We start from the raw sequence: 7,492 nt of genomic DNA, 5'->3' as shown, positions 1-7,492 counted from the left end.
TCATTGTTGCTGGACCTCTGCTACTCGCCGACACTCACCCTTACCACATCTGCTGACACTCGAGCCACGGTGACCACATGGCTGTGCTCGCGGCGCATTGGGTCAAGCCTGGTGTGAAGCTCCGCGTCAAACACCTTCGCGGCGAATTCTAGGCGGCCAGCTTACATTAGCCAGAGTGAACAGAACGTGATTACGGGCCAGGCCTTCACACCTTCGCCTTGCACCAGCCCGCCCACCTAGCATGCCCCGCCATCGCGCACGGCCCAGCACGGGCGAAAGACAAGCTCCTTCCTGGCGCTGCGCCGCGTGCAGTCGGAACAAATGGGATCGACGCCGGTTAACAATCGAAGGGACCGCAAACGAAGCGGTATGATGATGATTGATATTTTTAGCTTCGAACTGGCCAATGCCAGGCTGCGCGTTAAACGGGCCGAGCGCTCGCTGAAGCGTGCGAATGAACTGTTGTTGAACGATGGCTGTGTCGCCGTCAATCTCGCGTTGTGCGACCGCATACGGTCTGAGCAAAAACGCGTGATTGAGGCCCGGGAACGCATGACGAAGATCGATCGGAAGAATTGACCCATGATGCTCGCGACCCTCCACCTTGAAACTGCGAGATACGGCGACGAATATCGCGTCGCAAGGCTCGCGCTGTTGAGGCAGCAAATGATACGGCACATCAAGCGCACAGACGCCTCGGCGCAGAAAGTCGAACAATCGCTGGCAAGATTGGCCGAAGCAAACACGCTCGGGGACCGGCTCGCGCAACAGTAGGTCCGCGCGCTCTACCGTCGTTTGACGATGACCCCGTCGTGCTGCGTCGCCAACAACAAGGCTGCATCAACGTCGCACCTGCGCTCGCTGGGCGTCGCGCCCCAAAAGCACAAGGCAGTCGTTTCGGCGAAGATCCAAGAAGTGTCGATATTTTCACCTTCCTAGGGACGCAGGCACAACGCCAGAATGAAGGCCGCGACAAGCAGCATGGCAGGCAGAGGGGCGCGCGAAGGCTACTGAGCGGCTTTCATCTCGCCGCACCCTTGCCTCAGATCAGCCTACAACCAATCGGCCCGCGCTTCACCAGAAGCACGGGCTTTGGTCGACTCGGCACTATCGCCGCCCCGTCTAGCGCGGGACCGCTTGTATTCCCGAGACTGAGCGCTCTGTTTCGCTGGAGAAAACCACGAAGGCAAAGATCAGCACGGCGACAGCGACAATCATTGAGCCGGTGGCGACGATCGGCTCGAGCGCCGGATTTCCCTGCAGCATCAGGTAAAGCGCCGGCAGCATCACGACCAGGCCGAGATTGTAGACGCCGTAGTGGATCATCGCGCTCCTGCGGGCCGCCTTCGCCGGGTTCAGCGCATAATAGCCGCCGAATATTGCACTGGTGACCCATCCCAGCAGGTTGATGTGCGCGTGAGCCGGAAACGCGCCGTGATCGCCTGAAATTGCCATCTGCAGGCCAGCTGCAATTCCCAGAATTAGAAAGACGATGGCTGTCTTGAAAAAGAGTTCCGAAACCTTAGGCATGTCATTCTCCCAAACCCGTTTTGCCGCCGCATCATGCTGTGGTTCCAGCGATCTTTGCCAAGAGGACCGTCGGGCCTGCGGAACCAATTGTTCACCGGCCTGACAGCCCGTTGGCGGCCGGCCGCCGGGCCTGGCCGGTTGCGAGTCCAGCCGGCAAAAAATATGCACTCACGCTAATTTAATTGCAACATTACCCGCCAGGCTTCCATGTCGTTCTCACAAAGGAAGTGTCCTGCACGATCGTGGTGCTACACGCGCCAAAGGTCTGCCCGTCAGTGTTGCAGCAAGGCCTCGCCAAACTTCTCCCACAGCTGTTCGCAGTCTGTTGCTCTGAGGCTGGGGGTTCCGAGTGGGCCATATCTGATGACGGCGGCGTGAACATCATAGCCAACGATAGGTGCATTGGCGACAAAGTGGATAGCCTCGCCCAATCGGCGAGAGCCAATTGGCGCATCGGTTTTGTTGGTGATGTCGAAGACTCCACAAATATCCACTTCCTGATTTCTGGCTGCCAACGCAGCTTCCATTACCTGTTCGTGCATCATCGAAATCTCTCCTAACGGTCTAAGTCCAAGAACCGCGGCCTGTGCTGGCCAGGCAACTGACAACCGGCAAATCGAAGTGCTTTTGCAGCATCTCGATTGGCTCTTGCTGCGAGCCACTCCGCCCGCTCCCGCGGCAAGCCGATAAGGCAACTGCCAGCGAAATCCGCAGGCACGTCCACGGTCGCATCAAACACGGCCCACGTGCCAGTCGGCTCCTGAACGGGCAAAAACCTCATAACAGCGCCTGCTAATATACTATGTCGACTGTGAGGACGGGACTTTTTTCCTGCATCAACTAAACGAATGAGAGCTGGTGTCGAAGTGCCGGGCGACGCTCGTCGAAAACAAGTCGTCGGCGACATCGCCAGGATCGAAGGTGCGCCTGATCTGCGATCCGGCCGCATTCGGGGCTCGCCGACAGGGACAAGCACGAGATGCCGGAGACAAGCGCGGCCAAATGTTCATCCAGAATCGCGATTTCGTTGCGGATAGATCGTCTCGCCGCGCTTCAGCATCTCCACGAAAGCCGCGATCTTCTTCTTGCGTCCCGCTTCGGTCTTCATGTTGTGGGTGCGGAAGGCGAGCGCGAAGCGGTTTTGCCCGCTGAGCTTTGCCAGCATCTCTTTCGCCCTGGGCTCGGCGTCTATTGCCGCTTGCAGATCGTCGGGGATCTTCATCTCCTTGCCGCTCCTATAGGCGCGCGCCCAGCGGCCATCGGCCTTGGCTGCCTCGACTTGTTTCAGCCCGTGCTCGGTCATCCGGCCCTCCTCGATCAGCCGGGCGACATTGTCGACATTGATCTGGCTCCAGGTGCTCTTCTTGCCGCGCGGAGTGTAGCGCTGCAGGTAGCTTTTGCCGTCCAACGCCTTTCGCACCGCATCGATCCAGCCCCAGCACAACGCCACGTCGATGGCTTGCTTCGGCGTAATCGACGGCAGTCCCGAATCGAGCTTATGGATCTTGATCCAGACTTCGTCCTCGCTGTCGTGATGCTCGCCAAGCCAGGCATGGAAGCTTTCGGCGTCCCTGAACTCGCGCACCTTGGCGGGGTCGACCTTGACGGGCGCCATCAGCCGGTCCGCCCATGACGCGAGCGCGTCACGACGCCGAACCGCTTGCCGGTCGCGCGCGCGCTCATGTCAGCTCCGAGTCCGCAATCCGCAGGCCTGATGATTCTCACCGGCACGCATTCAGCCCGCACGATTGGGCGTGCCGAGGACATGGGATTTCGGCGGCAGCATGACGTCGTCGAATGTCTGCGTGAACATCGCCGCCGCAAAGAAAGCGACGGCGCGCAGGGTTTCGGTGCCGGTGTTGACGAGGTCGTGCCGGACCGGCGTCGGAAGTACCAGGACGCTGCCGGGCCCGACCGGGTGGGTGGTGCCGCCTTCCATATGTAGCTCGCCGGTGCCGGCGATGATGTATTGCGTCTCCTCTGTGGCGTCGCTGTGCCAGCCGAGCCGCTTGCCGGGCTCGATCTCGTAGACAATGACCGAGGACTGGGTGGTGCCGTGCCCGCCGTAAGCCGCGAAGGCGCCGGCCCATTTGACCGATGGGTCGTCCTCTGCCCAAACCGTCGAACGTTCGAGCCTGTCGGATGCGACGACTGCTGTCATGGCTTCGTTCCTCTCAGCGAATTGCGAACACGAATCTAGATGATTTTTCTGGTCTGCGTCAGCAAAACTGGCTGCCAACCGTTTCCTCGCCCATTGCGCGTGACGATTTGTTGGTCCGCGATCCAACCTATTCTACTCTCGGGCCGGCTCACTGAGCCGATTCCCCAATGCAACCAAGCCTTTACCTTTTAGCCAGTTTGGGGTTGCCCCTGCGTTGCGTTCGTGGTCCGGTACAACCAGGGCGCTCAATGCGGCATTCGGCAACGGTCGCCTCACCGACCGTCAAGGCAACACACCGTCAGGCCAACCCAGGAGGTAGCAATGGGCATTTTCGACAGTATCAAAGGTGCGATTTTTGGAAACGCGGTTGCGGCCGAAGCGCCACCGGCGCAACCGTCTCCCGCGCCTGCTTCGAGCACGGCCACCCAGCCGACGGCGCCTACCCGATCCGCCCCGGCTGCAACTCCGGCTCCGGCCGCGCCGGCCGCACCGTCCTCTGCCCCGGACATCGCTGCCATTCTCGACAAAGCGGTGGCCGCGAAGGGGCAAAAGCTCAACTGGAAGAATTCGATTGTCGATCTGATGAAGGCTCTGAATATCGACAGCAGCCTCGGCGCCCGCAAGGAGCTTGCGCACGAGCTGAACTACACCGGCGACATGAACGACACTGTAACGATGAATCTGTGGCTGCACGACGCACTGATGAAAAAGCTGGCCGAGAATGGCGGCAAGCTTCCGAGCGACCTGGCCGCCTAGAGTCACAAGACGAGGAATTCCGGGAAATGTGTGACGGTTTTCCGTCCGGAATTGTGTAAACAAAAAAGCCAGACCGGTTCGGCGTTTCCGTGGAACGACGAACCGTCCTGGTCCTGCCCGCATCGTGGTTCTTGCCGCGTTGGCTTCGGCCGCAACCGAGCAGACCACACTGCCAAGCAATCAGACTGCCAAGTAAAATTGAGACCGATCCCGGCCGCCGGGATCGGTCTTTGGCGAAGTGAACATGGCACAAAAGCGCTGCCACCTCGCGCCCGGGTTGCCTCACGCAAAACCGACGATTTCGGTCGCTGCCCACGCGCTGGTAGGACCACCATTTCGCTGGCGAAACGCGACGTTCGGCGTATCATTCTCCCGGTAGAGGGTTCATGGTGGGAGGAAGCCAATGAACGTGGTGCAGCGGGTGACGGTCGCCGACTTGACGGCCCAAGAGCTTGTTTCATCTGCGCTTTCACGGTTCGGCGCCGGCGACACCATATCGACGAGGGCGATGCTGGACATCGTTCGCAGGACGGCCCCGGCCTGCGGCGACAGTGACGACGATCTGGTCGGGCTTATCGTCATGACGGCCGTTGGTAGGACCATGGGCGTCGTGTTCGACCATCGCTCCAATTAGCAATCCGGAACGAATACCAGGCTGCGCCCAGGACTAGCGGCGGGCGGTTGGCAGCGCCGCCAAAGAGGCCAGCCTGTTTGTGCGTGAAGGTCGGCCTGGCGCCAAGCCCTTGCTTTGAGCAAAACCGCTGCTCATGCCGGGTCATGCCCGAAGGCGGTAATTGGGCGACACGCTCGAAGGAACTCGCTGAAATCTTGCCCGTTATGCTCTCGTTGAGATGAGGAGAGCTGCCATGGCCGACGACAAAACCAAGACCGACAGTCGCGACCGCTCACGAGTGGCGGGCGGCGAAGACTACGAGGTACGTCACCTCGCCGAGGAAGCGGGCATCACCCCGGATCAGGCCCGCACGCTGATCAAGCGCCACGGCACCGACCGCAAGGTGCTGAACGAAATCGCCGAGAGCATAAGAGCGTCGTAATGGCCGACAAGAAAACCGCAATGGCCGACCGCAAGACGCGCGATCCGGACGAAAAGGAGGCTCTGCGTCTGGCCGAAACCACCGACGTTTCGCCGAAGCAGGCGAAGGATCTGATGCGCAAGCACGGCAAGGACAGCCCGAAGGTCGAGAAGGAAGCCAAGAACTTCAAGGCCGAGGGCTGAACGCGCCAAGCCGGTTGGAAGCGCGGCACAGGGTTGTGGCCGCAATCTTGCGGCTTATCGGTTTTCTAACAAATTCGGCCTATCCCTTCCGCTATCGCGGCTCAGGGATGCCATATGCGCGGGATATCTGGTGAGGCGAGGCCGTCGATAGACGACATACGGCATGTGAGGCTGGTGTTTTGCCTGCTGGCGGCGGTCGTGATGGCGGCGGCGCTCCTCGCCTTTGCCACCTCCCTCCTGCAGGATCCCGATAGCTGGTGGCACATCAAGGTCGGCATGGATATGCTGGCAAGCCGCACATTCCCCACTGTCGACATCTATTCCTACACTTTTGCCGGCCAGCCATGGATTGCCAAGGAATGGCTTAGCCAGGTTCTCCTTGCAATTGCCTTTGAAGCCGGCGGCTGGAACGGCGTGGTGCTGCTGGCGACTGCAGTAATCGCGCTGACGATCTTCTTGACGTCGTGGTATCTCAGCGCGTGGTTGAAGCCGACGCTGGCGATAGGAGTGACGCTGGTTCTCGCGCTGGTGATCGGGCCGATCTACGTCGCCCGGCCGCACATCTTTACCTTGCCTATCATCGTCGTCTGGACCGCCGGTCTTTTCCAGGCCGCACGCAACGAGAAAGCGCCGCCCTTATGGCTGCTGGCGCTGCTTTGCCTGTGGGCCAATCTCCATGCCACCTTCACCTTCGGTTTCGTCATCGCCGCCTTCGCCGGCCTCGACCTCGTCATGCGCATACGCTTGTCGAACCCTCGGCTGCTGGCCAAATGGATCGCTTTCGGGCTGCTTTGTCCGCTGGTCAGCCTGCTCAATCCCTATGGCGTCAAGGCCATACTCGCCACATTCACCGTGGCCTATGGCAATGAGGCGGTGCCTTACATTGCGGAGTGGCAGCCATTCGACGCCTCGCGGCATACCCTCCAGGAGGTGGCCCTTCTGGTGGCATTTTTCGGGCTGCTCGTGTCGAGATTGCGCATTGGCTGGGCCAAGGCGCTGTTCCTTGTCTTTACGTTGCACGTCTATCTCACCCACATACGGTTCATGTATCTGTTCTTTCTTCTCGTGCCGGTGGTCCTTGCCGTCGAGGTCGCGCAACAATATCCAGCGCTTTCAGCCGAGAAATGGGCGGCGGAAAAGCGCGACGGACTTGAACAATTTTTCGCACGGCAATTTTCCAGGATTTGCGCTGGACTTGCCGTTTTGCCGGTTTTGGCGGCTGCCGCCTTCACGACCTATCCGATCGCGCCGAGCCAGAAGACCTCGGCGAGAGACGCACTGGCCTTCGCCCAAACCCATAATCTGTCGGGCAATCTGCTGAACTCCTACGATTTCGGCGGCACACTGATTTTCCACGGCATCAAGACGTTTATCGACGGCCGCGCGGATCAGCTCTTCCTGAATGGCTTTACGGAAACGGATGAGCAGACGGGGCACAGCCGGGGCAAGCCAATCCTGAAAGCCCAACTCGACAAATATGCGATAGACTGGGCATTGTTGACCGCCGACGACAGCCGCATTCCGTTCTTCGACGAACTGGGCTGGAAGCGGGCCTATACGGACGATTACGCGGTGATCTATACCCGCGCGGACTGATCCCGGCAGCTTCGCGCGCCGGTGCGCACCTCCCTCCTAAAGCTGTGGCCAGCGCCGAGGCGGCGAAATCCTTATGGGATTTTAATTTCTTTGCTCGGCGTCCCGTCTCGAACCTTTATGGCACTTTGATCCATATTCGCCGGAGCGATGTATCCGGCCGCCGATATGATGCGGCGCGCGGGCTTGGATAGTTTTGTCTAAGTTTACGGAAC

The 7,492-nt window shown here is 60.0% G+C and carries 11 protein-coding genes; 7 read left to right on the top strand and 4 right to left on the bottom strand.

The window, feature by feature from the left end; genetic code table 11:
* The first annotated feature begins 369 nt into the window (after positions 1-369).
* Together AC0L2X_RS26440 and AC0L2X_RS26435 are read left to right on the top strand one after the other, a co-directional pair.
* Positions 370-579, top strand: coding sequence for a hypothetical protein (locus AC0L2X_RS26440; protein WP_254816855.1), 210 nt, complete (start codon positions 370-372; stop codon positions 577-579).
* A 3-nt stretch (positions 580-582) separates the two neighbouring features.
* Complete coding sequence (locus AC0L2X_RS26435) at positions 583-774, top strand: hypothetical protein (protein ID WP_254816854.1); 192 nt, start codon at positions 583-585, stop codon at positions 772-774.
* A 348-nt stretch (positions 775-1,122) separates the two neighbouring features.
* Here the strand turns inward: AC0L2X_RS26435 and AC0L2X_RS26430 are convergent, their stop codons facing one another.
* The 4 genes from AC0L2X_RS26430 to AC0L2X_RS26415 all read right to left on the bottom strand — a co-directional run bounded on the left by AC0L2X_RS26430 (position 1,123) and on the right by AC0L2X_RS26415 (position 3,691).
* Complete coding sequence (locus tag AC0L2X_RS26430; protein WP_352465920.1) at positions 1,123-1,530, bottom strand: hypothetical protein; 408 nt, start codon at positions 1,528-1,530, stop codon at positions 1,123-1,125.
* A 272-nt stretch (positions 1,531-1,802) separates the two neighbouring features.
* Positions 1,803-2,075 (bottom strand): hypothetical protein, encoded by a 273-nt coding sequence (locus tag AC0L2X_RS26425; protein WP_352448287.1) that lies wholly within the window; start codon positions 2,073-2,075, stop codon positions 1,803-1,805.
* A gap of 461 nt (positions 2,076-2,536) precedes the next feature.
* Positions 2,537-3,145, bottom strand: a complete 609-nt coding sequence (locus tag AC0L2X_RS26420; RefSeq protein ID WP_352488671.1) for a YdeI/OmpD-associated family protein — start codon at positions 3,143-3,145, stop codon at positions 2,537-2,539.
* Between the two features lie 120 nt (positions 3,146-3,265).
* Positions 3,266-3,691 carry a cupin domain-containing protein gene (locus AC0L2X_RS26415; RefSeq protein ID WP_473600642.1) on the bottom strand — a complete coding sequence of 142 codons (426 nt, stop codon included), beginning with the start codon at positions 3,689-3,691 and terminating at the stop codon, positions 3,266-3,268.
* Positions 3,692-4,012: 321 nt separating this feature from the next.
* Here AC0L2X_RS26415 and AC0L2X_RS26410 point away from each other — a divergent pair, with 321 nt between their 5' ends.
* The 5 genes from AC0L2X_RS26410 (at position 4,013) to AC0L2X_RS26390 (ending at position 7,280) form a co-directional block, all read left to right on the top strand.
* Entirely contained in the window at positions 4,013-4,447 is a 435-nt protein-coding gene (locus AC0L2X_RS26410; protein ID WP_023675304.1) for a DUF3597 domain-containing protein, read from the top strand.
* A gap of 403 nt (positions 4,448-4,850) precedes the next feature.
* A complete protein-coding gene (locus tag AC0L2X_RS26405; RefSeq protein ID WP_473558658.1) occupies positions 4,851-5,081 on the top strand; it encodes a hypothetical protein in 231 nt (76 codons plus the stop codon).
* 232 nt (positions 5,082-5,313) lie between these two features.
* On the top strand, positions 5,314-5,502 hold the full coding sequence (locus tag AC0L2X_RS26400) for a DUF3606 domain-containing protein (protein ID WP_473558660.1): 189 nt from the start codon (positions 5,314-5,316) through the stop codon (positions 5,500-5,502).
* The gene (locus tag AC0L2X_RS26395; protein WP_254816845.1) at positions 5,502-5,684 is read left to right on the top strand and encodes a hypothetical protein; all 183 of its coding nucleotides are present in this window, start codon (positions 5,502-5,504) and stop codon (positions 5,682-5,684) included. Before AC0L2X_RS26400 ends, AC0L2X_RS26395 begins: the two co-directional genes overlap by 1 nt.
* A gap of 114 nt (positions 5,685-5,798) precedes the next feature.
* Entirely contained in the window at positions 5,799-7,280 is a 1,482-nt protein-coding gene (locus tag AC0L2X_RS26390; protein WP_473600641.1) for a hypothetical protein, read from the top strand.
* The last annotated feature ends 212 nt before the right edge of the window (positions 7,281-7,492 follow it).

Source organism: Mesorhizobium sp. WSM4828, from assembly GCF_055811175.1.
Note: the sequence above shows the minus strand (reverse complement) of the source record. Positions and strands in the feature narration are given on the sequence as shown.